The organism is Tamlana crocina (assembly GCA_040429635.1).
Lineage (GTDB): Bacteria > Bacteroidota > Bacteroidia > Flavobacteriales > Flavobacteriaceae > Flavisericum > Flavisericum crocinum.
In genome coordinates, this window is the sequence record CP158972.1 from 1,953,295 (window position 1) to 1,979,074 (window position 25,780).

24 protein-coding genes are annotated in these 25,780 nt (G+C 40.8%); 15 read left to right on the forward strand and 9 right to left on the reverse strand.

Going from position 1 to position 25,780, the window contains the following annotated elements:
- Positions 1-5 precede the first annotated feature (5 nt).
- Positions 6-1,403, forward strand: coding sequence for a RagB/SusD family nutrient uptake outer membrane protein (locus ABI125_08705; protein XCF04807.1), 1,398 nt, complete (start codon positions 6-8; stop codon positions 1,401-1,403).
- An 88-nt stretch (positions 1,404-1,491) separates the two neighbouring features.
- On the forward strand, positions 1,492-4,272 hold the full coding sequence (locus ABI125_08710) for an insulinase family protein (GenBank protein XCF04808.1): 2,781 nt from the start codon (positions 1,492-1,494) through the stop codon (positions 4,270-4,272).
- A gap of 62 nt (positions 4,273-4,334) precedes the next feature.
- Here the strand turns inward: ABI125_08710 and ABI125_08715 are convergent, their stop codons facing one another.
- The 4 genes from ABI125_08715 to ABI125_08730 form a co-directional block, all read right to left on the reverse strand.
- Positions 4,335-4,640: a DUF6520 family protein gene (locus tag ABI125_08715; GenBank protein ID XCF04809.1), complete on the reverse strand. Its 306-nt coding sequence runs from the start codon at positions 4,638-4,640 to the stop codon at positions 4,335-4,337.
- An 87-nt stretch (positions 4,641-4,727) separates the two neighbouring features.
- Complete coding sequence (locus ABI125_08720) at positions 4,728-5,204, reverse strand: MauE/DoxX family redox-associated membrane protein (protein ID XCF04810.1); 477 nt, start codon at positions 5,202-5,204, stop codon at positions 4,728-4,730.
- Between the two features lie 114 nt (positions 5,205-5,318).
- Positions 5,319-6,269 (reverse strand): helix-turn-helix domain-containing protein, encoded by a 951-nt coding sequence (locus ABI125_08725; protein XCF04811.1) that lies wholly within the window; start codon positions 6,267-6,269, stop codon positions 5,319-5,321.
- 111 nt (positions 6,270-6,380) lie between these two features.
- A complete protein-coding gene (locus ABI125_08730) occupies positions 6,381-6,749 on the reverse strand; it encodes a hypothetical protein (protein XCF04812.1) in 369 nt (122 codons plus the stop codon).
- A 238-nt stretch (positions 6,750-6,987) separates the two neighbouring features.
- On the opposite strand from ABI125_08730, the gene ABI125_08735 reads away from it, so the two are divergent.
- The 5 genes from ABI125_08735 to ABI125_08755 all read left to right on the forward strand — a co-directional run bounded on the left by ABI125_08735 (position 6,988) and on the right by ABI125_08755 (position 12,125).
- Positions 6,988-9,414, forward strand: coding sequence for an aminotransferase class I/II-fold pyridoxal phosphate-dependent enzyme (locus ABI125_08735; protein XCF04813.1), 2,427 nt, complete (start codon positions 6,988-6,990; stop codon positions 9,412-9,414).
- An 82-nt stretch (positions 9,415-9,496) separates the two neighbouring features.
- Complete coding sequence (locus ABI125_08740) at positions 9,497-10,366, forward strand: RteC domain-containing protein (protein XCF04814.1); 870 nt, start codon at positions 9,497-9,499, stop codon at positions 10,364-10,366.
- A 279-nt stretch (positions 10,367-10,645) separates the two neighbouring features.
- Positions 10,646-10,924, forward strand: a complete 279-nt coding sequence (locus tag ABI125_08745) for a helix-turn-helix domain-containing protein (GenBank protein XCF04815.1) — start codon at positions 10,646-10,648, stop codon at positions 10,922-10,924.
- Positions 10,921-11,466 carry a hypothetical protein gene (locus ABI125_08750; protein XCF04816.1) on the forward strand — a complete coding sequence of 182 codons (546 nt, stop codon included), beginning with the start codon at positions 10,921-10,923 and terminating at the stop codon, positions 11,464-11,466. Before ABI125_08745 ends, ABI125_08750 begins: the two co-directional genes overlap by 4 nt.
- Positions 11,463-12,125: an ATPase gene (locus ABI125_08755; protein ID XCF04817.1), complete on the forward strand. Its 663-nt coding sequence runs from the start codon at positions 11,463-11,465 to the stop codon at positions 12,123-12,125. The genes ABI125_08750 and ABI125_08755 overlap by 4 nt, the downstream gene beginning before the upstream one ends.
- Before the next feature lie 43 nt (positions 12,126-12,168).
- On the opposite strand, the gene ABI125_08760 is transcribed toward ABI125_08755, so the two are convergent.
- The gene (locus tag ABI125_08760) at positions 12,169-13,530 is read right to left on the reverse strand and encodes an AAA family ATPase (GenBank protein XCF04818.1); all 1,362 of its coding nucleotides are present in this window, start codon (positions 13,528-13,530) and stop codon (positions 12,169-12,171) included.
- 376 nt (positions 13,531-13,906) lie between these two features.
- Here ABI125_08760 and ABI125_08765 point away from each other — a divergent pair, with 376 nt between their 5' ends.
- From ABI125_08765 to ABI125_08800, 8 genes are all read left to right on the forward strand, one after another.
- Positions 13,907-14,194 (forward strand): hypothetical protein, encoded by a 288-nt coding sequence (locus ABI125_08765; GenBank protein ID XCF04819.1) that lies wholly within the window; start codon positions 13,907-13,909, stop codon positions 14,192-14,194.
- Positions 14,195-14,464: 270 nt separating this feature from the next.
- Positions 14,465-16,873, forward strand: a complete 2,409-nt coding sequence (locus ABI125_08770; GenBank protein XCF04820.1) for a TraG family conjugative transposon ATPase — start codon at positions 14,465-14,467, stop codon at positions 16,871-16,873.
- Positions 16,874-16,891: 18 nt separating this feature from the next.
- Positions 16,892-17,473: a conjugal transfer protein gene (locus ABI125_08775; protein ID XCF04821.1), complete on the forward strand. Its 582-nt coding sequence runs from the start codon at positions 16,892-16,894 to the stop codon at positions 17,471-17,473.
- A 6-nt stretch (positions 17,474-17,479) separates the two neighbouring features.
- Positions 17,480-18,316 carry a hypothetical protein gene (locus ABI125_08780; protein XCF04822.1) on the forward strand — a complete coding sequence of 279 codons (837 nt, stop codon included), beginning with the start codon at positions 17,480-17,482 and terminating at the stop codon, positions 18,314-18,316.
- Positions 18,317-18,336: 20 nt separating this feature from the next.
- Complete coding sequence (locus ABI125_08785; protein ID XCF04823.1) at positions 18,337-18,963, forward strand: conjugal transfer protein TraK; 627 nt, start codon at positions 18,337-18,339, stop codon at positions 18,961-18,963.
- Positions 18,944-19,912: a conjugative transposon protein TraM gene (gene traM, locus ABI125_08790; GenBank protein XCF04824.1), complete on the forward strand. Its 969-nt coding sequence runs from the start codon at positions 18,944-18,946 to the stop codon at positions 19,910-19,912. The genes ABI125_08785 and traM overlap by 20 nt, the downstream gene beginning before the upstream one ends.
- On the forward strand, positions 19,909-20,715 hold the full coding sequence (locus ABI125_08795; protein ID XCF04825.1) for a DUF4138 domain-containing protein: 807 nt from the start codon (positions 19,909-19,911) through the stop codon (positions 20,713-20,715). The genes traM and ABI125_08795 overlap by 4 nt, the downstream gene beginning before the upstream one ends.
- A 796-nt stretch (positions 20,716-21,511) precedes the next feature.
- Positions 21,512-21,712 carry an Arm DNA-binding domain-containing protein gene (locus ABI125_08800; GenBank protein XCF04826.1) on the forward strand — a complete coding sequence of 67 codons (201 nt, stop codon included), beginning with the start codon at positions 21,512-21,514 and terminating at the stop codon, positions 21,710-21,712.
- A 209-nt stretch (positions 21,713-21,921) separates the two neighbouring features.
- Here the strand turns inward: ABI125_08800 and ABI125_08805 are convergent, their stop codons facing one another.
- The 4 genes from ABI125_08805 to ABI125_08820 all read right to left on the reverse strand — a co-directional run bounded on the left by ABI125_08805 (position 21,922) and on the right by ABI125_08820 (position 25,757).
- A complete protein-coding gene (locus ABI125_08805; protein ID XCF04827.1) occupies positions 21,922-22,311 on the reverse strand; it encodes an ATP-binding protein in 390 nt (129 codons plus the stop codon).
- 160 nt (positions 22,312-22,471) lie between these two features.
- Positions 22,472-22,942 (reverse strand): hypothetical protein, encoded by a 471-nt coding sequence (locus tag ABI125_08810; GenBank protein ID XCF04828.1) that lies wholly within the window; start codon positions 22,940-22,942, stop codon positions 22,472-22,474.
- Entirely contained in the window at positions 22,939-23,340 is a 402-nt protein-coding gene (locus ABI125_08815; protein ID XCF04829.1) for a DoxX family protein, read from the reverse strand. The genes ABI125_08810 and ABI125_08815 overlap by 4 nt, the downstream gene beginning before the upstream one ends.
- A 5-nt stretch (positions 23,341-23,345) precedes the next feature.
- Positions 23,346-25,757: a thiamine pyrophosphate-dependent enzyme gene (locus tag ABI125_08820; protein XCF04830.1), complete on the reverse strand. Its 2,412-nt coding sequence runs from the start codon at positions 25,755-25,757 to the stop codon at positions 23,346-23,348.
- Positions 25,758-25,780 lie beyond the last annotated feature (23 nt).

Genomic DNA, 25,780 nt, shown 5'->3' on the forward strand with positions numbered 1-25,780 from the left:
AAAACATGAAATCTAGATATATTATACTGATCGGTCTTGGCCTGCTCCAAGCCTCTTGTGAAGATTTTGTAGCGGTGGAAGCTCCGGACTATAAGATTATTAGTGAGACCGTATTCAATAACGATGCCACGGCAAACAGTGCCGTTATGGGCATCTATAATGAACTGTTCAAGGCAGATTTTGCCAATGGTGATTTTCGTTCGGTTACCATGTTGGGCGGGTTGGCTGCCGATAATGCCCAGACCACCACAGTGAACGATGCCATGAGGGAGTTCGAGAACAATGAGATATTGATAAACAACGCCTATAATTTAAACCTCTGGTCCAGTGCGTACAATATTGTTTATATGTGCAATGCCGTATTGGATGGGCTGGAAGCCTCTAAAGAGGTTTCCGCAGAAATGAAGGATAGGCTCATGGGCGAAGCACGTTTTGTCCGTGCTTTTGTATATTTCTATCTCGTTAACCTGTATGGCGATGTGCCTCTAATCCAAACTTCGGACTATCGGGAAAATGCTTTGGCTCCAAGAAGCTCAATAGTAGAAGTGTACAATCTCATTACGGACGATTTGGAAAGTGCTGCTGCCGTTTTGGGAACTACTTTTGAAAATGGTGAGCGTTTACGGGCCAATAGGTTTACGGCTATGGCCTTATTGGCCCGAGTAAACCTCTTTTTGGAAGATTGGGAGAAAGCGGAAACTTTGAGCGGACAGGTCATCGCTAGTTCTGAAAACTATACCCTTTTAAATGAACTCGATGACGTTTTTCTGGCCAATAGCCAAGAAGCCATTTGGCAGATATCACCTGCCGGGAGCGGTGCCTTGAGCTATATAACCAATGAGGCGCGAATATTCATTTTGACCGATGCGCCACCAAATTCCCAACAGCCGTTAGCACTGGCTACTGATTTAATAAATCACTATGGGGAACAGGACCTCAGACGGGAAAGTTGGGTTGGAGCACTTGAAACCGACGACCAAGTCTATTATTATCCATTTAAATATAAAAATAACATTTCGGAAGGTATGATTATGGAGTATTCCATGGCCTTGCGTTTGGCCGAACAATACTTTATCCGTGCCGAAGCACGAGCGAGACAGAGCAAATTAACTGAGGCAATATCAGATTTAGATAAAATAAGGGAACGGGCAGGGCTACCATTGCTTTCAGTTACCGCTCCTGATATTGGCCGTGAACCGTTACTGGATTCCATTCAGAAGGAACGGAGAAGGGAATTGTTTATGGAATGGGGACATCGCTGGTTGGATCTTAAACGCACAGGGGAGGCATCGGAAACATTGGGCGCCAAGAAAAACTCCTGGCAGGATACGGATGTCCTATATCCCGTACCGGAAGATGAAATCGACAAAAACCCGAACCTGACACAGAACAACGGATATTAAATTTAATAAGATTACTATGAACAATCGAAACAAAAAATATAGCTTTTTAATATTATTCATAAATATATTTTTATGTAATGCCTTCCCTGTGAATTCTTCAATTTGTAAGGAGACCGTGGCATTGGATCCCAGTATACGCCATGGCGTGTTGGATAATGGGCTTACGTATTATATAAAACCTACGGACAATGGTTCGTCCCAAATGGATATACGTCTGATTGTTAAAGCGGGATCTTCCATTTTGGACCAGGATCAATATGAACTACAGCACGTTATGGAGCACGTGGCTTTTAAATCTGGAAGGAATATGACCATGGCAAAGGCGCATAATCTGGGGTTTAAAATGGGGGAAATCAATGGGAACACGTCTCATTATTTTGTACAGTACCATCTTAAGTCTACATATACCGAGCAAAAAAGAGATATTGCCTTTGATTTGTTTCATGATATAATCTGGGGTTTGGAGTTGAAAAGTGAATATATAGATAGTGAGCGTTCTGTTATCATAAATGAATTGGCAGAGAGAGGTCGGTTCGGTGCAGGTTCTATCTTGACCAGCTTGGAAAGTACCATGACAGGAAGAACCCCGAAAGCGCCCAAGGACATTGTAAAGTATATAAAAACTTTCCCGCATGGACCACTTAAACGCTATTATAGAGATTGGTACCGCCCGGATTTAATGGCCATTGTTGTAGTTGGGGATATCGAAGACGTGGATGACATGGAAAACGAAATAAAAACAAGGTTCTCCAAGGATAAACCGGTGGAGAATCCACGCACGCCCAATGTAGATTACAGCAAATACAGAAGCCAAGCTCCTCAATTTATAAGCCAGGAGCACCCATACTTACTGAAGGGTTCAAAAAAAAGGACGGCCTATTTGCGTTTGTACCTGAAACAGAAAGAAAAGTTGGAAGAAAGTGGCATGGAGGCTTTAAGGAATGAACAGCAAAGGCAAGTTTTGATCGACATGCTAACAGCTAGGTTTATGGAACAACAGGAGGCCTATAACACTTCTTTCAACATTTTGCCTAAATTTATGTATCCGTCATCGTTGGGGGTGCAATTAAATATTAAAATAGATGGAGGTTCTGAAAAAGAGGTGATATTTGGAGCCTTAAGAACTATAAGGCAATTAGAGACAGATGGTTTTACGGAATCGGAATTTAAAACGGCCAAAGAAAATTACCTTTTAGCCTTACTTAAAATAGATACCTCTAAAGTGCCTTACTGGAAGGATAACATCATTGACCATTTTGTGTTTGGGGAAGTTTTGCCTCCCAATAAAAATGGGCTTTTAAAAGAAATCATATCCGATTTGACTTTGGATGAGTTCAATCGTTTTGCACAGCAGTATATCCAAACGGATACAGACAATATCGACATTATAACATTGGCTCCTCCCGGTCACCGTATGTTGTCTTACTCAGAAAGGACCATCCGTGGTTGGATTGCCAATGCCATTAATATGCCAGTAGTACCATATCGTAACCCAAGCATCCCTGACGAATTGATGGATGCTACAACGGTGAGTGGATTAAAGAAGGCTAACATTAAAAAGAAAAGCACCCCGTTGCCGGGAACATCGGAGTACCTCTTGGACAATGGGGTTAGGCTGGTGTTGCACTCAATTTCTGTTCCAAATCCCAAACAAGAGCACTCATTAAGATTTCATGGTTTTACCAACAGAGGAATAAGCTGCTATTCTCAGGCCGATTATTTTTCCGCTTTAAATGCCGCTGATATTGTTCGGAATTCCGGAGTTGGTGGGCTGGACAAATTTGAATTGGAACGTTACCTCTCCCATAATGGTTTTATGGGTAGGGTGTCTCCATATTTGGCCCATGATGAAGCGGGGATAAAAGGGGCCGTATCTTTAGAAGATTTGGAAACGGCTATGCAACTGATCTATTTATATTTTACGGCGCCCAATAAAAATAAGCTCGCTTTTGAGGATTGGAAACTTAAATCGGGTTCATCCATTGTTTTAAAAAATATTAATGAGAAGGATTTTAATACTGCTGTTAGTGCGGTATTAAGAGATGAAACTTTTTTGCCCAAGGGGACTAAAGCCCTAAAAGGAGTAACAAAGACCGATTTGGATAGGGCATTGGCGATATATAAGGAAATCTATGGTAACGCATCAGACTTTACCTTTGGGCTTACCGGTGATTTTCCTGAAGATCAAGTTTTGCACCTATGCCAAAAGTATTTAGGGAATTTACCCGTTGGTAAAGATCGAAATAATTGTGGTATACAAAAAACATCTAAAAAACATGATTTACCAAAGCCTCACGCGGTAGCTATACCAGCTACGGAATTTATGCAGGAAGTAAAGGTGCGGTTAGGGTATATTTCAGGTATAGATACTTCAGGCTTGGATTGGAAAAGGGAAATAAAGCTAAAATTGCTACAGTCGTTGATGAACTTTTCAATAATGCAGGAAATGCGATTTGAATCTACAAAGGAAGGGGGAAGCTATTATGCAGTGGTGGCGTGTAATCAAAATTCAGGGCTGTTTACAGAGGTTTTTGTTACATTCAGTAGCAGTCCGGAAGACACAGACCGATTAATAAGGCAGGCCAAAGGATTTATGACATCCTTTAAGAACAGTATCGTAGACGTAGAATTGTTGGAAAGATATAAAAAAATGGAAGTCCTCAATTTAGAAAAGAAAAAGAACAATCGAATGTATATATCCGATAAAATACATGCTTATTATAAGCTTGGAAGGCCATGGCACAGTATAGAGGAAGAACAGGAGTATATAAAATCTATTTCACCCTTGGATATAAAACACCTGGCACAAAAACTATTAAAAGTTAAGCCCTTCGAGTTTAGGATGGTATCTTCGAGGGAATTACAATGATATAGCAACAAACTTAAAAGTAAAGGAGTGCACCTGAGTGCACTCCTTTTCATAAGCAAGAATCAATCAGGATTTGGAACTGGTCCATTTATTAATACTGCTTGTCCATCTCCCTCTGCCTCATCATTAAGGTTTTTTGAATCATAAACCGTATATTCGGTAAGCGGATCCTCGGAAAACCTTACGGTACAATCATCGTTTTGTGGATTACATTCAACGTCAATCGTTGCCCATCCATTTGGCGCTTCCACCAAAATGAATTTAGTAGCGTAATAGTCCTTTTCCGCATTTGTTTCCACAAATGCAAAAGACATTCCAATGGCCAATACAAAGGCCAACATCGGTAAAATCAATTTTAATCTTTTCATGATTTTTAAATATTTATGGTTTAAACATGGTGCCCATTCTTTTGTACAGGTTGTGGGCCTCACCCTGCTTTTGTTGCAACAAATATTTTAAAAAGGGTATTTCGTATAATGGTATGTGCTGTGGGGTGTTGCCCCACATTCTTTACGGTACAGAACAATGCCGGTTATCGCCAGCCCTATCCATATAATGTTGAATATGAAGTGTTGCTCCCAGGATAGAAGTGTGATGATACCGCCACAGGAACAAGGCGTATAGGGGCTGATGAACAATATGCCCGCTACATATATCGTAAAGGTGGCCATAAGAATTAAGGCTCCATAAAGGCCTTTAAGTCTTGTTTTCTGAAAAGTGAGCAAAAGCGCAACTCCTATTTCAATTACAGGAATCGCCCAGGACACAATCCCAGCGATATGGCCAACCCCAAATAAAGGGGAGTTGTTGAGATTGTTATAAAATTTATTCCCATCCAAAAGCTTGCCCATCGCGGCATAAACAAATAGCACCACAAACAACATACTGATGATTTCGGTAATAATATTTCTATGTTTTTGTTCCCATTTCATGCTATTTATATCTGTTTGATAATGAATGGTATAAAATTAAAGAAGCAGAATGATCCCTCTGGGATAATAACTGGTCTGTAAGGGATTAACTGATTTTGGCCGGGTATTTTGGAATCAGTCCTTGGCGGTCCGCAACGCTTTGGGGCGGTAACCGAACCGGATATTGAACTCCCTTGAAAAATGAGTGGAATTTTTAAATCCTACCATTTTGGCAATTTCCTTAAAGGACTTATTGGAATGTTCAACGATAACGTGGGCTTTTCGAAGGCGCTCTTCTTTTAAGAACTGGAAAACCGTCATCCCATTCAGTTCCTTAAACCCTTTTTTGAGTTTATATTCGTTGGTCCCAAAGTGAAGCGCCATCTCCTTTAAAGAAGGTAGATCTTCATCCAAGTGGTTTTTGATATGTTCGCTTATGGTCCTTATTTTTTCTATATCACTCAGGTGAAGCGCACTTTGCTTCCTTTTATGGTTTTTCCGAAGATATAGTCGGCTCTGTATTTTCTTTTGCGTTCTTTCTTCAATATATTTTCGGGTCTGTACCATATCAAAACTAGTGATGATGGTTTTGCCCTTAAGAAAAGAATTATGCGTAAAATGGACGACCCTGCAAAATGCAGGGAGTTCTAAACCCTGCTTGGTATTAAAGGAGAGTTGGAGCGATTGCTCGGTATATGACAACGTTTTTATGTCATTCACCAAGATTGACCACTTTTCCTTTGATTTAGAAGTGATTAAGGTGTCAAAAGGTCTTCCAATCAATGTATTGGTCCCGAAACCCAAAAGCGAAGGACAGCTCTCATTGATTTCCTCAATGCGGAAATCACCATCCAAGACCATAAGCATTTGGGTGGCGAGAACATATGAATCATGGAAATTTACATAACCCTGGTGCAAAAAGGAGTCCTTGATTTCTTCAGTGGCCATATTGACCAATGCAGCAAGGGCTTCGAGGTCATCTTTATGTTCCGAACGTTCAATAAGGGTGGAAAAATTGCCTTTCGACAGTTCGAGCAGTTGGAGGTATATTTTTTCTAAACGTTTATCATTTTCATGGGTATCCATAGTTTGGGAGGTTTTAAAGAATGGCCAATGGAACGGGAGCTAAATGAAGATACCAGTTGGTTTTGGGTTTACTTTTAATCTTTTCTTTGACTTTTTAAGCTTAAACCAATTTTAGAGGTATCCATGTAGAAAGCTTAAAGCTTCGTCGGTACCGTTACATATCTTAATGGGAATGGGAGGCTTGTTGCCCTGGACATAAATTTCGGAGAAAATACGGGATAAGGGATTGTTCTGTACCAGTGCTACGGCCTTTATAAATATAGCCCCTTCACTGGCAAGATAACGGCGTGCATTCATGTCGATACTTTTAACGCCTCTTGTATCGCATAAGATTGGATAGGATTTTCCTTTTTGTAATTGCAACCTGTCGGTCACAATCTGCATGGCGGCTGCTAGGTCAATAGCCACATCCTCTTTGTATTTAAAATAGAGAATGCCGCTTTTGATCCAAAAGGATGCAAAATTATTTTCAACATTCATGATTACTGGTACTTTATAAAAACCTTCAAATTAGTAATTTTTAATTAAATGGTCGTTTTGTCCAATAGATACGATGTAATATTAATCTGTAAAGGATTTTTATTGGTCTGTAAGGGATTATTTCAATTGTATGGCAGTATCTAAGCGGTTAAATCACGAATTTTATTTGGTTCAAAATGTAGATTATTGAGGTTTTTAGGACCTATGTAATCGTTAAACCCATAAAATTTATTTACAAATGGCTAAAATTAAACGCAACAATTTTCTGGATACCGTCGATGAAGTATTCACCGATGCAACCAAACAGGGCGTACTGCATTTATATGCAGATGGAGAGGTATTTACCGGAAGAAAAATAAGTATCAATAAAAAGTCATTGTTCCATTTTGGGACCACTGGATATTTAGGGCTGGAACAAGATGAACGACTAAAAAAAGCGGCGGCCAAGGCCATCTTTCGATATGGTACGCAGTTCCCGTTATCCAAGACGTACATCTCCCATCCTTTATATCGCAGCCTGGAAGGAAAGGTTGCCCAGATGTACGGGCATCCCGTAATCATAACAAAAAACAGTAGTCTGGGACATATCGGGGTCATTCCAAGTGCGGTGTCCGACCGTGACGCCATTATATTGGACCACCAAGTGCACTGGAGTGTCCAAAGTGCTGCAAAGACCCTAAAGACCCGTAGCGTTCCCATTGAGATGATCCGCCATAACCATCTGGATATGTTGGAAGATAAGATCAAAAAACTGTCGTCAAAGCACAAAAGGATATGGTATATGGCCGATGGTCTGTATTCGATGTACGGTGATGAAGCGCCAGTGTTGGAATTGATGGAACTCAGTAATAAATATCCACAACTGCACTTTTACTTTGATGATGTGCACGGTATGAGTTGGGCGGGAAAAAACGGAACGGGATTCGTGATGGATAAACTTCAGGAATTGCCGGAGCACGTCCTTTTGTTCGGGACGCTCAGTAAAACCTTCGGGGCCAGTGGTGCCGTATTGGTCTGTTCAAACAAGAAAATGTACGGAAAGATCAAAACCTTTGGAGGGCCGCTTACCTTTTCGGCGCAACTGGAACCGGCATCGGTAGCGGCCGCAATAGCGTCTGCCGACATCCACCTTTCTCCGGAAATTTATACCCTCCAACAGGACCTATTGGAGCGCATAAACTTTTTTAACGCAGAATTGGACAAGACCGATCTGCCATTAATTAAAAGAAACCATTCGCCCGTTTTCTACATCGGAACGGGAATGCCCATCACCGGATATAATTTTGTAAACCGTTTGATGCGGGAGGGCTTTTTTGTGAACCTCGGTATTTTTCCGGCCGTTCCCATAAAGAACACGGGGGTCAGGATTACCGTTTCCAGACATAACCAAAAGGAAGAAATAAAAGCTTTGGTGGAGGCCATGGACTATCATTATCCCAAAGCCTTGGAGGATACATTTACCTCTGACGATAGTGTACGGAAAGCATTCAACTTGCCCAAAAAGCAGCTAAGCCCCGTTGTTGGGAGCAAATCGGACGGATTGAGTGTCCAGGTGGAGCGCAGCATTTCGGCAATCAAGAAAGATGAATGGAATCTGTTTTTTGGGAATCGTGGGGTTTTTGATTGGGATGGGCTCCAGTTCCTTGAAAAAACATTTTCCGAAAACCAAAAGGCTGAGGAGAACTGGGACTTCTATTATTTTATCATTCGAGATCAATTGGGTAAACCGGTATTGGCGACCTATTTCACCTATGCGCTTTGGAAGGAGGATATGTTGGCCCCAGCTTCGGTTTCCAAAGAAATAGAACGGACCAGGTTGGATAATCCATATTACATGGTGTCATATGTGCTGGGCATGGGGTCGCTTTTTACGGAAGGCGCACATCTTTATCTGGATAATAACCATCCACTGTGGCAAAATGCGATGCACCGATTATTTGATGAACTCGAAAAGTTGGATGATGCACTGAATCCATCAATGATCATATTTAGGGATTTTGATTCCGTAGAAATCCTGAACGAGTTTTTCCATAACCATGGCTTTTTTAAGGTGACCATGCCAGAGGCCTGTATGGTCCATGACCTGAAATGGAATGGAGTGGAAAATTACCTGGATACCCTGTCATCAAGATCCAGAAGGCATTTCAAGAAAGATATTGCGCCCTTTGAAGCACATTTTAAGATAGAGGTCCTGGATAAGGTCTTACCGGGGCAAATAGATATGTTTTATGGACTTTTTGAAAATGTCAGAAAACATAATCTTGGCCTGAACACCTTTGGGTTCCCCAGGGATATGCTACAATATATGTCCGATATCCCTCAATGGGAATTCATTGTACTGTCATTGAAGCCCCGTTTTGCGGACATCGAAAAGGAAATCCCCGTAGGCGTTATGTTCTGTTACAAGAACGTGGGCAAAACCTATGTTCCGGCCTTTGTGGGGATGGATTATAAGTATGCCCATGACCACCAAGTGTACCGCCAATTACTTTTCCAGACCGTAAAAAGGGCCGGTGAAATGGGGTTGCGGACCATTGATTTTGGAATGACGGCCGGTTTTGAAAAGCGAAAAATTGGAGCCAGTGTTCTGGAAAAGAGCGCATACATACAAGCGAAAGATAACTTTTCCATGGAGCTCATGGAAATGATGGAAACTAAGAAGTGAATTTTACAGATACCTTTAGGCCTATTGCTCTTGAATAAGCAACAGGTTGCCTGTTCCCCAAGGTATTTTAACCCAAATCCGGATGAATGGAAAATACAGACATGCAATTGATAAGTTCAATCAAAGACTAGCTGGTTTAAGGTCGGATGGAAGGATCTCCCTGAAAAAATCAAATGAAGGGATCCATTTATGCAACAATGCCCTCTATCTTTTAAAGGAAATCGTTGAATCGCGTGGATTTAAAAATATAAAGGAAGAAATACATTTTTTTAAAAAGGTCAAATCGGAACCGCTCAGCTTTCTCGTCTATTTCAGTGAGGTGCGGTCCTGCGAACTGTTAATGCCGAAAATTGGAGTGAACAACCAATTGTCCTTCCTTAAAAAGAAAATCCGCCGCATCAATAAGTTCTTCAATCGCAATTGGGATTTTGTCCATTATATGGAACAGGAATTGACCTATTTGGATATACAGTACTTTACCCGCGAAAATCAGGAGTTCCCCGTTTATGCCCTCCCGGAAGCCTGTTATCTGGATCCCAAATTTTTCACGTCCAAGGATATGCTATGGGCAAGGATAAAAGGGATGGACCATTTTAGTGTCTACGTAAAAAATGTAATCAAGGAAGTTGAGCTGCAAAACAAAGAACGGCATCCGCAGCACAAACTTTCCAAACCGCTCCAGTGGACATCTTCCAAGGCCGCGCTCACAGAACTTATTTATGCCCTGTATGCGACAAGGGCCATCAATAATGGACAGGATGATTTAAAATCCATAGCCGCTAAATTTGAAGTGCTATTTGATATTAACCTGGGCAACCTCTATAAGACCTACTTTGAAATCAAGGCCAGGAAAGGGAGCCGGTCGCGTTTTCTTGAAGAGTTAAGGGTACGCTTCAATGAGAAGATGGAAAACGATGATGAGTTTTTAGATGAAGGTTACAGAAATGCGTGAGAAAAGTATTCGTAGTTACGAACAGGTTACGAACTGGCGGCTTTATGCCGTTCATCATTAAATTTATGCCCGTTTGGTGTCCTGAATCCAATAAGAATAGAGGGAATTGCTCCAAAATATAGCGAAGTATACTATGTTAAAATGGGTTCGTAATTACGAAGGCATTACGAAACATTCCCAGTTTAACTTTTGAAGTTTGCATACAGAAAGTCAAATCAATGGGGAACTATCAAATTAGGTGAAAGTAACGCGATAGTTCCTTTTTTTAATCGTTTTGTTATGCCAACAAGTATCATTACCACCGAAGATCTTTATGATTTTAAATTGGAATTGTTAGAGGAGATTAAGCAATTATTGCAGTCCCAAAATGGAACCCCAGTCAAAAAATGGCTCAAATCCCCAGAAGTCATGAAGCTTCTCGGGATTTCACCCGGAACATTACAGAATATGCGGATCAACGGGACCATTCCCTATACCAAGGTCGGGGGGATCCTATATTATGACTACCATGAAATTATGGGCGTACTGGAGAACAACCGTGTCCATAATAAGTTATGATTGTGGTAGAGATCAACTACATCAAACATCTTAATGGCCTGTTCGGGCAATTCTCCAAGGATAGCAGGCTCAATCCTACCCATGTCAGTCTGTACATGGCGCTTTTTCAATGTTGGAACAGTAATTATTTCCGGGATGAATTTTATATCAACCGGGAAGAGGTCATGCACCTGTCAAAAATAGGTTCCACGGCCACCTACCACAAATGCATCAAGGAACTCAGTCATTGGAACTACCTGCTCTATATGCCATCGCACAACCCGTTCAAGGGGAGTAAAGTCAAGATGTTCAATTTTGAACCAAGTTCCGAACAAGCTATGAACAACAGCACCGTCAAAAATCAAACAAGTACTGAACAAGCACTGATACCTATAAATAAACATATACAAACTAAAGAAAACTTAAAAAACAAAAACAAACAGCGCGTTTTTGAAAAATCAGATTTTGATTATTCTGAAAACGGTAACAAACCTTCCGAGCCTGTTCATTTTCAGGACAACTTAAAAACAACTTCCGAAAAAAATTACAATGAACCACTATGAAGCTCGATCGTCCACATATCATCATTGAAGGCGGCGTTGAATTTTGTCTGGGATCGCCCCAAAAAGATTATGTCCAGTACAATTTTGGTAAAATGCTGGTCTATCTCGAAGCCAAAGGAAAGCTTATGTTCGGCAAGAAATTTAGGATTTATAACGAAGACCGTGAAGTGCTGTACAGGCTTTGTTGTTATTTCATCAAGGATAAGGCGAGCTGTGAAAAGTTTAACATCGATATCGATAAAGGGATTTTGCTCACCGGCCCAGTGGGGTGCGGTAAGACATCCATGATGCGATTATTGAAGCATATGGTGCCACATTTCCGTCCCTATGAGGTCATCCCCACCAGGAACATTGTTTTTGGGTTCAATAATATAGGTTATCGAATTATAGAGCAATATGGGAACCATCAATTTTTTTGTTTCGATGACCTGGGAGTGGAGCCTAGCGGAAGGTATTTTGGAAAAGATTGTAATGTGTTGGGGGAAATACTCCTCTCCCGCTATGATCTATTCCTCAAGCACAAACTAAAAACCCATGCGACAACCAATTTAAATGCCGATGAACTGGAGGGGCGATATGGTAATCGGGTGCGAAGCCGGATGCGTGAATTGTTCAATCTGGTTGCCTTTGATAAAAAGAGCAAGGACAAAAGGAAGTGAAAGAAGTGCTTATGTTTTTCTAATTAGTTTAGCCCTTTGGTTTTCAGGAAAGTTTATAGTTTTTTACGAAATAGGTTATATACTGAGGAATTAGGGTTCCTAAGAAATAGGGTAAATTCATTAGTAAATAAGGTTTTCCATTAGGTGTCTTGGTCTCTTGAACGGAAAATTCTCCGGCATAAATCCTGATGGCATAAGGGTGGTCGGTACGTTCTATAAATTGGTGCAATGATTTTAAAGAGCCCGTACTTCCCGATTTAATTTCTATGGGAATTACTTTTCCTTCCATGGCATAAACCAAATCAACTTCGGACGAAGCCTGTCTTTTTTCCCGGACCCAGAAATTGGGCAGATCGGACGTGTTCACCTGAATGGAAATCAGTTCTTGGGTAATGATATGGGGAATAATGGCGCCTTTGTAACTTTGGCTTAAATCGTCCATGACCAACATCTTAGCGCTTATTCCCAATATATGGTTAAGGATACCCGTGTCCAAAAACTGTAGTCTAGGAGATTTTTTTAAATCAGGTACTATAGGAACCTCCGTGGCCGTGGTTGGATAAATAAGCTGGATGACTTTTGCTTGGTGCAAATTACGCATGGCCTCACCAACTTCTCTGGACCTGTAATTGGAGTTGCCAAAATTTTGGAACTTTATCCGTTCATCTATGGAGTAAGCCGCTGTGGACATAATATGCTTGATGACATTCTTTTCTGTTGTATTAGAGGCATATTTTTCCGAATCACTAATATAGGAACTCCAAATACTTTCATAAATAGGAGATAGATCTGCTACGCTTTGGTTTTTGATGTACAAGTCCACAACTTCCGGCATACCGCCTATTATGGCATAGTCATTAAACAATGATAATAAGGTCTTGTGGGCAACGGACCTTACTGGAATTTTATTCAATTCATTTAATCCGGATCGATGCCCGATAGCTTCCAAATATTCTGAAAAATTAAAAGGGTACAGATACAAAAACTCAACTCTGCCCACAGGGAAGCTTTTAACATCCTTAAGGCTAAATTCAAGTAGCGACCCAGCTGTTATAACATGAAGATCGGGTATCTCTTCAAAGAAATAGCGTAAAAGTTGAATGGCTTTTGGCTGTTCCTGTATCTCATCGATAAACAGTAACGTCTCTCCAATGTCCTTTGAAACAATGTTATTTGAGATTAATAAGGACTCAATGATTGTACTCGCTTCATCGGTTTGCTCGAAATATTCGCTGTCCGCTTTTTTCTCAAGGTTAAGATAAATGTGGTGCTTATAACTTTTGGCGAATTCAGTAACCAATGTGGTCTTGCCCACCTGTCTGGCACCCCTCAGGATCAAAGGTTTTCTATTGGGTTTACTTTTCCAAAGGTTTAACTGGTCAATAAGGTGTCTTTTTAAGGTCAAAGCAGTATTTGTTGTATAGTAAAGGCAAATATAATGCTTTTTTGTAACAAAGTAAGTGTAGTTTTTGTGAAATTTTGTTATAAAGTAAAGGGTGTAGTTGTTGTTAGACTCTTCTTTTTGTGAGCTTAAACAAAATAAATTTAAGCAATGCATGTGCAAGTTGACGTTTTCAATCGCTTTTTTCTTTCTCCATTTTCAGCTTATCAACAGTTCCTTCCCATCTCTCCATTAAAACTGAACCGGTTTATTATCAGATAATAACAACCCGTGTTAAATAATATTTTATTCGCAAATGTTTGACAAACAGTAAATTGGGTGAATGCTTTCAGTAACTTTTGGATATCAAAACCAAACCCATTTTAAATCCATTTTTGATATGAAAAAAGCAATTTATTCCACACTGTCATTACTTCTGGTCTCGAACATCCTTTTTGCACAAATAGGGGGCATTGAGGATTCGGTAAATGATATTTCCGATACCATCCGTTCCATCTTCCCAATTATCCTCGGCGTTATCTTTTTAGTGGGGTTTCTTTTTAATGCGGGGCATTTCTTTGGTGAAAATGCAGACCTCAAAAAAGGGATCACCCGGGTACTGGTCTTTGTGCTCATAGCCGGGGCTGTGGTGGGCATCTTTACATATTTGATTGGAATCGTGGTGTAATGAAAAGATTTGTCCCGTATAGAAACATCCGGAAACAGGCCATGGTACTTGGGCTCCCTTTGCCCTTTTTTGCACTGCAAATGATATCGGTCATTACGTCGCTTCTGGTCATTATTTTTTCTTTTGGCCTTGGTGCAATTGTCGTGGTCCTTTTTTGGAACGCAACTCTGTATGCGCTATTGTCCAAGTTTTCACAAACATCGGAACTGTTTCATTTACAAAAGGTCTTCCCGAGATATATAAGCAATAAAAAACAAAGCCAACTGTATTATGAAGACAATTAATTTTTCGGCATACCATCCCATTTTAAATATCGAGGACCATGTGGTGTTTGCTTCCAATGGTAATGTGGTACTGTGCTATGAAGTCATGCTTCCTGAAATATATTCGCTTTCAGAAAACGATTTTGAGCAACTGCATAGCAGCTGGTTCCAGGCGTTTAAATCCTTTCCGCCGGGAACGGTCATCCATAAGCAGGATGTTTACAGGAAAAGTAAGTATGCTGCCGGAAATATACCGAATAGGACATTTCTGCAAAAAGCGACGCACGACTACTTTAAGGACAGGGAATTCGTAGAGCACAACAGCTATCTGTTCTTTGTACTTCCATTGGACAGGGCGCTGAAAGCTGGCAAATATGTGAACCCCTTTAAAAAGGTAGAAAATGGGATTCACAAAACTTTTGACGATCGGGTGCATGGATTCATCCAAGTAGTCCGTGATGCGATATCGTTTATCAATAATGGCCGTAAAATAAATGTCGTGCCAATCCACAGCGATGCCATTTTGAAGTTGACCCATTCCTATTTTAATGGGTTCAATGAGGGCTTCGACACAGATATCAGTTTGGGCAAAAAGGGCATTGCCATAGGGGATTTCCATTTTGATGTTCTGGCCGTCAACAGTGAACTGTGTTTTGGCGAGGCTATCCAGACCAGTAAGGTCAATGATAAGTTCACTTCGGATGATTTCAGCTTTCACCAAGGTTTTATTGACGGGCTGGGGCTCGACCTGGACGAAAACCACATCGTCAACCATATCCTTTATCTCGATGATAAACACAAGTGGCGAAAACTTTTGGAGAAGAAAATAGAAGAACTTTCCAAAAGTTCCAATTTTGGAACGCAGAATAAGGTTGTCCTAAAGAAAATCCGGGAAATTGTTGACCGTATCAATGAAGATGATAGCTCTCGTATTGTACGGGGGCACCTTAATGTGGTGTATTGGGCGGATAGAGCAGAAAGATTGGATGGTATCGCTTCCAAGATAAAAGCGGAATTCAAGGAACTGGATATAATGCCGTATTCTCCAAAAGGGGAGGAGCGCAAGCACTATTTCCTGAATTCATACCCTTGCTTTTCTTCCAATTTTTCCAATGGCGATGTGTATGTAACGGACCTTAAACATGCGCTGTGCCTATGGATCAACAACACCAACTATATTTCTGATGCCACTGGAATCATTTTCAATGACCGGCAGCATAACATTCCCATCCTCAAAGATGTATGGGACGGGAAAAAGAAACGCATTAAGGCCCGGAACTTTGCCATTTTTGCGCCCACAGGGGAAGGGAAATCCTTTTTGGCCAACAATATCCTCAGGCAGTATTTTGAGGACAATGTGCGGCTGGTGATCATCGACTTGGGAGGTTCCTATTCCAAGTTCGCAAAACTCTATCCCGAAGCGCATATCATATTGCGCTATGAACAAGGAAAAAATCTGGGCATCAATCCCTTTTATATTTCCAACGATGCCGATCTGACCCCGGAACGCCTGGAAGACCTTGCCGTTTTTTTACTGGAACTTTTGGCGGAAGGGAAAACGGTTTCCAAAGGTAGGGAAGTGGCCATGAAGAAAGTGCTGTTGCACTATTATGGCCAAGTCCGCAAAGCACATTCGCTGGCTTCCCTTTACCATTTTGTCGATAGGAACAAAGAAAACCTCATGCAGGATCTGGGCATCCAAGAGGCGCATTTCAGTACCTATGATTTCCTGCATATCATATCGGAATATGTGGAAGGAGGGCTGTATAGCTTTTTGTTCAATGTTGGCGAAGACCAGACCTATAAAATAGAGGATAAACGGATGATCGTTTTTGAACTGGACGAGGTTCGGGACAACAAGGAAATCCTGTCGGTGATGCTAAAACTCATTAAGTCCGCCATACAGCGTACCATTTGGCGGAACCGCTCCGAAAGGGGCATCATTTTATTCGATGAGTTTGCCAAACAGTTGAAGTTCGATAATGTTCTGGAAAGTGTGGAATTCTACTATCAGGCCATCCGTAAGCAGAATGGCGCCATTGGTATCATTCTGCAATCCATCAACCAATTGCCGGACAATTCCACTTCTGCCAGTATCCTGGAAAATACCCAGGTCATTTATAGCCTTCGGAATGAAAAGGGATATGATGAACTGAGGAAGCGGCTCAACCTTTCCGACCATGATCTGAACCAACTTCGCTCCATTAGAAATAACTTAACGGGAGACCGAAAGCACACCGAAATGTTCATCAAGACCGGAAAGGAGAGCAACATCTTTCGCTTGGAAGTGCCGCCCGAAGTGTTCGCGGCCTATCTAACAGATGGTACGGAAAACGAGGCCATAATGGCCATTTATAGGGAGACCAGTGATATGGAAGAAGCCATCAGGAAATTTTTAAAACGCATAAATCAATAACCATTAAAACCTTTAAACATGAAACAGTATGCAAAAACTTTATTTATAGCACTTGCCTTCATCTTTTTATTGCCGGCAGGCGCTGCCTGCCAGGGTATGCCGGTCTATGATAACACCAATTTTATCAGCCTGGCAAAGCAGCTCGTGGAATCCGCAAAACAGACCTCAAACCTTTTGAAAACGGTCGAGTTCCTAAAAAAACAAAAGGAACGTATTGAGCAGGTGAGCAATGTGATCCAACAACTGGATGCCGTTGGCCAGTTGATACAGAACAATGGGAAGCTCTTCAATATGGTACAAAGGGATTTACAGGATATCTTGAATTCCCCATACGTCAAGCCCGACGAGATCGATCGGATCACGGATTCCTTTAATGAAATTATTGAGCGCTCCATGGAAAGTGTGGAATATGCCAATAAGATATTGACCAGTGATTACCTGAAGATGACCGATGCCGAACGTGCGGCAATCCTAAAAGAGTATGAGACCCAATCGAATGAAATGGTGGCCGAGGTAGAGAATAAAACCAGACGTTACAGGGAGATCATATCGTTTAGGAAAATGCAGGATAGGATCAATAACAGAACAAGTGAATATTAATAGACCATGTTTTTAGGTATTGGATTGGAATATGTGGATACGGTCTTCCAGACCATTAAGAACAGTGACTTTTCCCAATATACCATTGCCGGGATGAAGACATTGGCCGTGCTGTTCTTTCTGATCAATATCCTTAAAAAATATAATGAAGGCATCGCTACCACCGATGGCCATACCTGGGGACTGACGCCAACGGAACTGGCCAAGAATTTTGCCATCGTGCTGTTGGTCATTTTCTCTACACAGGTATTGGGCGTATTTGATGGCATTTTGGTGGCCATCGAGGCGCAATATCGGGATACGGCTCCGGCACTCCTCCCGTTGCAGTTGCAGGATGTGGACCTGGAACAGGATGTGGGTGCTTGGGAAGCCGCCAAAAAGGCCATGGCCATTTTATACGAAGCTTTGGTGACGCCGCTCTATGGGCTAAAGATGATCGCCTTTATTTTCGGTGTCGTGCTTTGGCTGTTGGACCTGTTCATTTATCCGCTATTCCTAGCAGAACGGTATTTTTTGTTGGGCATCATGCAGGCCTTTTTTCCATTGGTCATCAGTCTGGCTGTTTTTGAGAAATTCAGGTCACTGGCCTATACGTTCTTTAAGCTTTATGCCGGTGTGTATATGCTGGTCCCGGCCTTCTTTTTGGTCAATGTGTTTGTGAACAACCTTTACACCGAAATCAATGCCCATTTTTGGACAGGTCTGTTCGGTACGGATTGGGGGAGTGAGTTTTTTGCCCCTGTCATTGAATGTGCCTCCATCGGGTTTATAGTGCTTCTCAAATTTAAACTGTATAGAAAAGCCAGCACGTTCGTGTTAAGGCTTTTTACTGGAGGTTCATAAAAACCAAAACCCAAAATAGAATGAAAATACCTTATAAAAATATTTTTGACGTGCTCCGCACCAACCGTTTTATCGTATTGGCCACCGTGGGATGTTCTGCTTTGGTCTGCGTGTTTTCCATCGTTGTGACCATAAGAATCCACAGGGAGTCCCTAAACAATGCCTTTGTGGTCAGTAGCCAAGGAAATGTGGTGCCCTTGGAAGTGGTCAATCAGCGGGAAAACTTTGAAGTGGAAGCATTGGCACATTTAAAACTCTTCCACAGCTACTTTTATGACCTTGATGGCAACAATTATAAAAAGCAGGTTGAAAAGGCCCTGTGGTTGGGCAACAATTCCGTGGCCGAGCTGTTCCGTCAAAAGCAGGCCGAGGGTGTCTATAATAGGCTCCTGCAATATTCATTGGTACAGAACGTCATCAAGATTGAATCCCATGTGGAAACCAAAAGCGAACCGTATCCGTTCAGGACGGTAACCACCTTTCAGATTAACCGGGGCAGCATAACCGATTCCTACGAACTTATATCCAGCGGACACTTGATCCATGTAGATCGCCACTTTCCACATAACCCCCATGGGTTATTGGTCACGGATTATTTTGAAAATACACTCAGAAAACTTGAAGATTATGAAAATCCAGAAAAGTAAAATCGTCATGGTATTGATCATAGCAAGCGTGGTCTTGTTTATTGTTTTTTATTCAATCATCACGTTTGGAAAGGATGATGATACCGCAATTGAAAACAATCAAGTGCCCGTCCCTAAACTTGGAGAGGGGCAGAAACAATATGACAGTAAGATGGAGGCCATCGAAGCCTTGAAGGAAGAACGCGAAACAAATGCGCCAAGCATCTATGATGAGCGGCTATTGGATTCCCTGGGGTATTATAATACAAAACAGGACAGCATTCGAAAAAGAAGAATAATCGACAGTGTTTATTTCTTAGGACAAAGGCGGTATGAAAACTTGACCGCCTTAAAAAAGATGCAAGGCAATTATAATGGGCAATATTCCGAACCGGATCCTCAAGCTCTTCATCTTTCTAAAGCACCAAAAAAGGACACTGCATCAATAGATGACAAAGAATTGAAGGTTATCGCAAAGGAGTTGGGGCTGGAACATCAGTTGTTTTTTGCTTCCAATCCAAAAGAAAACCTTGAACGGCTTTTACGCAATACGGACAAAGAATTAATGGTTCGAGTAGATGGCACACAGACGGTAATGCAAAACTTTAGATTACGCATGAGGCTTTCCAGACCGGCCAAAATAAATGGGGTTACGGTGGATAAAAACACCTTGGTTTATGGTTTTGTGGGTTTTAAGCCCAACCGGACCATTCTAAATATTGAAAACGTCAAAGGGTGCGCTGTTCAATTTGAAGCGTATGATTTGGATGATGGCAGTAAGGGCATTTACATTGAAAACAGTTTCCGGGAGGATGTCCGAAAACAAGTAGTTGGTGATGTGGTGGATGACCTAAGCGTACCCGGAGTGCCACAGGTAAGTGGTGTCAAGCAGCTTTTTAGAAGGAGCAACCGACAGGTTAGGGTAACCATACTGGACAACTATCAATTAGTATTAAAACTTAAACAATGAAAGCAATATCTATACTTATAACTATAATTTTATCGGGTTCTTTAAATGCACAACCTGTGTTGGATACGCTGTATGCCAATAACAAAAAGAATGTGGCCTTATTTTTTCCGGAGGCTATCCGACAGGGCATTACAGGAGCTTCCCATTTTGTGTTCACCTATAATCGGGAGACAAAACAATATTTCGGGTTATTGCAGGCACAGCCAGGTGAAGAAAGCAATTTGTTGGTAGTAACAGAAGATGGACAGGTGTATTCTTATATCTTGAAATATTCCGAACGACTATCAAAATTAAATTATTTTATATCTAACACAGAAAGTATCGGAAATGAAGAGCCTTTTTCTGTAAAGCCAGAGCCAAAACAAAAACGATTGTATAGTATTGGAGAAAGGTTGGAATATTTTAAATCCTTCAGTACGTACTTGCTTAAAACCAAAGCCAAGAGACTGGCAGCTAAACAGAAAAATGGGATTAAAATTCAGCTCCAAAAAATAGTCTATCACCAATCCGAAACCTATATGGTTATGGAAGTATCCAATACTTCCGGTATTGACTTTGAAACTGACTTTTTAAAGGTTTATAGGGTAAGCGGCAATAAAAGACGAAAGGCTTCCTATCAACAATTGGAAATGCAACCTATTCATATTTATAACCCTCCAACCAAAATATGGAACGGTCAATCATTTCGCTTTGTATATGTACTGCCTAAATATGTACTTAGTGACAAGGAAAAGTTATTGGTGGAGTTACAGGAGCTGAATGGGGGGAGAAACTTGAAGTTGATATCTAGGCTAAGGGTTTGATTAAAAAAGATTAATTTATATTCAAAAATTATCTCATACTTTAGGAACTTTTTGGCACTATCTCGCTAAGTGTCTGTTTTTACCTGTCAAAATTAATGGGGGGTACATCTATGATTAAACCTCTTTTTTTAGGCTTTTGTGTGTGATTTTTCATCCAATGATAAAGCATCTTGCGATATTTTTTTACTGAAATCCATACTTCTCATTCGGGTAGCCAGGAAAACTGTTCCAGTCATTTTCTTTTGAATTCGTTTCGCCAGAGGTTAAGAACTGATTTTGGAATGTTAATTTCTTTAATGGCTTTTGTAACACTGTCCCGACGCATAGCTCAGTTTTATCGCCTTATGCTTAAGTTCTAAACTTCAAACTATGGGTTTTACCCTCATTTGGTCTTTAAAAACCGCCAAGATAATTCTTCTTCTTTATGACCAATATTTTGTAAGTTTAGTTTTCAGAGATAAAACCTTTTCTTAATAGGCCTGACAATTTTAAGGTAGTATATCGAAAATTAATGATAAGTTTTAGTGAGTTTTTATTATTTTTGTATTGTATAGAGAGCTTAAACGAGCTCGTTGATGTCTAAATTGATGTCCTAATTTAAAAGGTAAATTGTAAACTACTGATTTTCAGGTTTTTAATATAAGTGTTTCAAATCCTGTCATCCCGACAAAGTAAGGTTTTATTTAAAAGTGAGTTAATAGTTAAGTGATTTGTTGAGCTCACCTATCTACTGAAATTTTGAAAGTGATTTGATTTTCGAGTTACGAGTTACTCGTTTAACCAAAACACTTTCAAAATGAAAACAAACGCAACATTTGGCGTTACTTTCTTTATGCGCCTTAATTCCAAGAAAACAGACAATGCACTCATATTTGTCCGGATTGCAGTCAATGGTAAACGCTCTGAAATAAGTTTAAAAAGGAGTGCATCTCAAAAATTATGGGACAAAAAACAAAGGAAAGGTAAAAGGATTCGCTATGCTAGCGCTCGTTTGTAACGAGTGCTTATTTATATTTGTTAGGTTGCACTCGTCACAGATGAGCGCTAGCCGGGGAATTAGGTAATATTACTAGCCATCGTTGTCTTCTAACTTGTTCTCTAAGTAATCCATATAAGTTATTGCATCTCTAAACAAATAATTCAAGCCGTTTTATTTGAAATGGATAAAAACCTTCGAATATAGAATATAATTTTGATTTTAGGTAGTCAAATTCGAAATGGCCTATTTTTATTTTTAAAGGCATATAGAATTCCTATTTTCATATTTCGGAACTCAAAGGTTTTTCTTTCAAAATTTATTGAAGGTGTGAATAATTCGTTAAGGTAATTTGTTATATCCGCATCATCAATGTCTTCAAAATTTTCAATTCCTGTAATTTTATGAGGTTTATTTTCAACACCAAAAATTAAGGCTCCTCCTTTGTTATTCGAAAATGCACATAAAGATTTGGAGTAGTTCGATCGGGCTTTTTCTGATGTCCAATCAAATTTTGATTTAAACTCGATATAATGTGATTCTCTTCTTTTAATGACATTATCCTCATCAGCATTTCCAAAAAAATCTTTTAGCCAATTATCTGTTAGTATCTCTGTCATATTCAAAATTTATAAGTTTGCTCCAACGTTTAACAATATTCTTCGTTTTATTACTGAAACAGGTTCGGTACAGGCGACTTATACATATCGCAAGCTAAGTCGAAAATACTTCAAATTCAATTTAAATGACAGAAAAGTTATTGGTAGTTTTCAACAATAACTACAATTCTTCCACCATCAAATTATAGTCGTACTGCAAGTCTTCGTGCAGTTTTTCAATGGTTTTTTTAGCCAAAAGGAGTTGGCGGTCGTAAGTGTTTTGTAGTTGGGTGCTGCGTTTAATACTGGGTTTAAAATCGCGTAGTTTTTGGCAAAAGTAGAGGAGGAGTTCTACTTCGGTTTCTTTTTTTAAGGAGTAACGGATGTATTTTTTAACGTTGCGTAAAATTTTACGAACGCTCTTTCTAATATAAAAAAAGCTTTTGGTGTTAATTTGCTCGAATTCGGCATCCATGAAGGTTTTTATGCTTTCCACATAGCCGGTTTCGTCTTCCGATTCGAACAATAAATAGGTAAGGAGTTCTTTGTTTTCCTTCTTGAATTTAGCTAGCCGCAGGCAAATATCGAGCAGTTCTTCCCTCGATTTGTATTTCAGTTCTTTTTTTATGCTTACAACCGATGCTGCTTTCAATTGAGGTGCTTTTTAATACCGTCGTATGAGTAGTGACCGGGGCCAGCAATAAGAATGGCCAAAAATGCGAATAGGTACAGCAGGGCTTTTTCCTTTGTGCCGATGGGGTCGCTTAAATGCACCACAAAAGCTGCGACCAACATAGTAATAATTACCGGAATGGTGGCCCATTTGGTTTTAAAGCCCACAAGAACCAAGATAGGGGCAAGCACTTCGCCAATTAAGGTGAGGACAAGCGATGTGGTTTCGCCCAACCCGATGGGGTCGGCAAATTTTATGGGACTTAGAAAAAGCATGTTTATTTTTGGAATGCCATGGCTAAGCATCATACCCGAAAAGCCCACACGTAAAATGAGCAGGCCTAAATCGGTAGGTTTTTTTATGAGATTCAATACCATTAATCTTATCTTAATTTAGGGAATTCTGAAGGATTGTATTCGTGCATTACAGCGTAAACGGCTTCGAAAATATCTTCGGCCGAGGGTTTTGAAAAATAATCGCCATCGTTGCCGTAGGCCGGACGGTGTGGTTTTGCCGATAGGGTTTTCGGTGCGCTGTCCAAATATTGGAAAGCATTTTGTTCATTTAAAATATGATCTAAAATGTATGCAGAAGCACCGCCTGGTACGTCTTCATCAATCACCATTAATTTATTGGTTTTAGCAATGCTTTTAACAATGTCGTGGTTTAAATCGAATGGCATTAATGATTGCACATCGATAATTTCGACATTTATACCAACAGCCAATAAATCTTTGGCCGTTTGCTCCACAATACGTAGCGTAGAACCGTAAGACACTAAAGTGATATCGGCACCTTCTTTTACGGTTTCCACCACGCCAATAGGAGTTTTTAAGGCGCCTAAATTGTTGGGCATTTTTTCCTTTAATCGGTAGCCATTTAGGCATTCCACTACAATGGCAGGGTCGTCGCCCAACAATAGCGTGTTATAAAATCCAGCGGCTTTTGTCATGTTTCGTGGTACGAGTAAATTAACGCCTTTTGCCAAGTTTAAAATGCCGCCCATTTGCGAACCAGAATGCCAAATACCTTCCAAACGGTGGCCACGGGTTCTAATAATCAATGGGGCTTTTTGTTTCCCTTTGGTGCGGTAATGGGTGGTAGCCAAATCGTCACTGATAATTTGCAGGGCATACAGAATATAATCCAAATATTGGATTTCTGCAATAGGGCGCAAACCGCGCAATGCCATGCCAATACCTTGCCCAACAATAGTGGCTTCGCGAATGCCGGCATCGGCCACACGAAGTTCGCCATGTTTTTCCTGCAAGCCTTCCAAACCTTGGTTTACATCACCAATATTACCGGTGTCCTCCCCAAAAACGAGGGCTTCGGGGTATCGGGTAAAAATGGCATCAAAGTTATCGCGAAGGATGATACGCCCATCTACCTGCGGGGCATCATCGTTGTATGTGGGTTTTATTTCTTGAATTCTGGTGTTCGAACCTTGGGTTTCAGAATACAAATGCGAACTGAACTTGGGTTGTACTTTTTCGAAAATTCTATTGATCCAGTCAGTCAGTTGCTTTTTTTCCGTTGTGGTCTCTCCCAAAGTATAACGAAGTGCCCTGCGTCCGTGCGATAAAATGTCCTTGCGGGTGGGTTCGCTAATATTAGCAAGGCTTTCGCGTATTTTTTGGATAAAAACACCATTAGTACTAGTAGTTTCAGTTTGCTTTAACAGCGAAACCAGTTCGTCCTGTTCGTTTTTAATCGGCTTTAAAAAGGTGTTCCAAGCATTGTTTTTGGCTTGCCTTACCTCGCGTTTAGCAGCTCTTTCAATATCCAAAAGAGCTTCGTTGGTGGCAATACCGTTTTCAATAATCCACTCGCGCATTTTGGTGTTGCAATCGCGTTGGGTTTCCCATTCCAATCGCTCTGCGGTTTTGTAACGCTCGTGCGAACCCGAAGTAGAGTGGCCTTGGGGCTGGGTTACTTCGGTAACATGGATTAATACCGGAACGTGTTCCTCACGGGCAATGGCGCCAGCCTCTTGGTAGGTTTCCATTAAATTGGCATAATCCCAACCTTTTACACGTAATATTTCATAGCCTTTACTATCATTATCACGTTGGAAACCTTTTAATATTTCTGAAATGTTTTCTTTGGTAGTTTGATGCTTGGCATGTACCGAAATACCGTACTCGTCGTCCCAAACACTAATCACCATCGGAACTTGCAATACGCCGGCCGCATTTATGGTTTCAAAAAATAGGCCCTCACTGGTACTGGCATTGCCAATGGTGCCCCAAGCGACTTCGTTTCCGTTTTCTGAAAACTTGGTGCTGTTGATGCCTTTTACATTCCTAAAAATTTTCGATGCCTGTGCTAAGCCCAATAGCCTTGGCATTTGCCCAGCCGTGGGCGAAATATCGGCACTGGAATTGTATTGTTTGGTGAGGTCTTTCCAACTGCCGTTATCGTTTAAACTGTGAGTAACAAAGTGCCCGCCCATTTGGCGTCCGGCCGACATGGGCTCTAGCTCGATATTGGTGTTGGCGTAAAGTCCGGCAAAAAACTGCTCGGCAGTCAATTCGCCCAAAGCCATCATAAAGGTTTGGTCCCGGTAATAGCCCGAGCGCCAATCGCCTTTTTTAAAGGCTTTGGCCATGGCCAATTGCGGTACTTCCTTGCCATCACCAAAAATGCCAAACTTGGCTTTTCCCGTTAATACTTCCCGGCGGCCTAACAAACTACACTCTCTACTGATTAACGCTATTTTATAGTCGTTGATGACTTCGGTTTTAAAATCTTCGAATGATAGGTTGTTTTCCAAATCGGTTAGCGTATGCATAGGGTCTAAGTTTAGCTTGCGCA